Raw genomic sequence first — 1,388 nt, forward strand, 5'->3', positions numbered from 1 at the left:
ATATAGAAGTTAGTTAAGTCCTCGATCGATTAGTATTCGTCAGCTCCACATGTCACCATGCTTCTACCTCGAACCTATCAACCTCATCGTCTCTGAGGGATCTTACTCACTCGAAGTGATGGGAAGTCTCATCTTGAGGGGGGCTTCATGCTTAGATGCTTTCAGCACTTATCCTTTCCACACGTAGCTACCCAGCCATGCTCCTGGCGGAACAACTGGTACACCAGCGGTGTGTCCATCCCGGTCCTCTCGTACTAAGGACAGCTCCTCTCAAACTTCCAGCGCCCACGACGGATAGGGACCGAACTGTCTCACGACGTTCTGAACCCAGCTCGCGTACCGCTTTAATGGGCGAACAGCCCAACCCTTGGGACCGACTACAGCCCCAGGATGCGATGAGCCGACATCGAGGTGCCAAACCTCCCCGTCGATGTGAACTCTTGGGGGAGATAAGCCTGTTATCCCCGGGGTAGCTTTTATCCGTTGAGCGATGGCCCTTCCATGCGGAACCACCGGATCACTAAGCCCGACTTTCGTCCCTGCTCGACTTGTAGGTCTCGCAGTCAAGCTCCCTTGTGCCTTTACACTCTGCGAATGATTTCCAACCATTCTGAGGGAACCTTTGGGCGCCTCCGTTACCTTTTGGGAGGCGACCGCCCCAGTCAAACTGCCTGCCTGACACTGTCTCCGGACCGGATCACGGTCCTGGGTTAGAATGTTCATACAGCTAGGGTGGTATCCCACGGGTGCCTCCACGGAAGCTAGCGCTCCCGATTCCACGGCTCCCACCTATCCTGTACAAGCTGCACAAACAGTCAATATCAAGCTACAGTAAAGCTCCACGGGGTCTTTCCGTCCTGTCGCGGGTAATGTGCATCTTCACACATCGTATAATTTCACCGGGTCTCTCGTTGAGACAGTGCCCAAGTCGTTGCACCTTTCGTGCGGGTCGGAACTTACCCGACAAGGAATTTCGCTACCTTAGGACCGTTATAGTTACGGCCGCCGTTTACTGGGGCTTCGGTTCTAAGCTTCGCCTTACGGCTAACTCTTCCCCTTAACCTTCCAGCACCGGGCAGGTGTCAGCCCCTATACTTCGCCTTTCGGCTTCGCAGAGACCTGTGTTTTTGCTAAACAGTCGCTTGGGCCTATTCACTGCGGCTTCTTCTAAAAGAAGCACCCCTTCTCCCGAAGTTACGGGGTCATTTTGCCGAGTTCCTTAACGAGAGTTCTCCCGCTCACCTTAGGATTCTCTCCTCGCCTACCTGTGTCGGTTTGCGGTACGGGCACCTGTGATCTGGCTAGAGGCTTTTCTCGGCAGTGTGAAATCAGGAACTTCGGTACTCAATTTCCCTCCCCATCACAGCTTGAAATTGCCAGACGGATTT

The 1,388-nt window shown here is 53.9% G+C and carries 1 rRNA gene; it reads right to left on the reverse strand.

What is annotated here, in order from left to right:
- Positions 1-9 precede the first annotated feature (9 nt).
- Positions 10-1,388: ribosomal RNA gene (locus L3V42_RS17975) — 23S ribosomal RNA — on the reverse strand; the annotation flags it as partial.

This window comes from Oceanobacillus alkalisoli (assembly GCF_022213125.1).
GTDB classification, from domain to species: Bacteria; Bacillota; Bacilli; order Bacillales; family Amphibacillaceae; genus Oceanobacillus; species Oceanobacillus alkalisoli.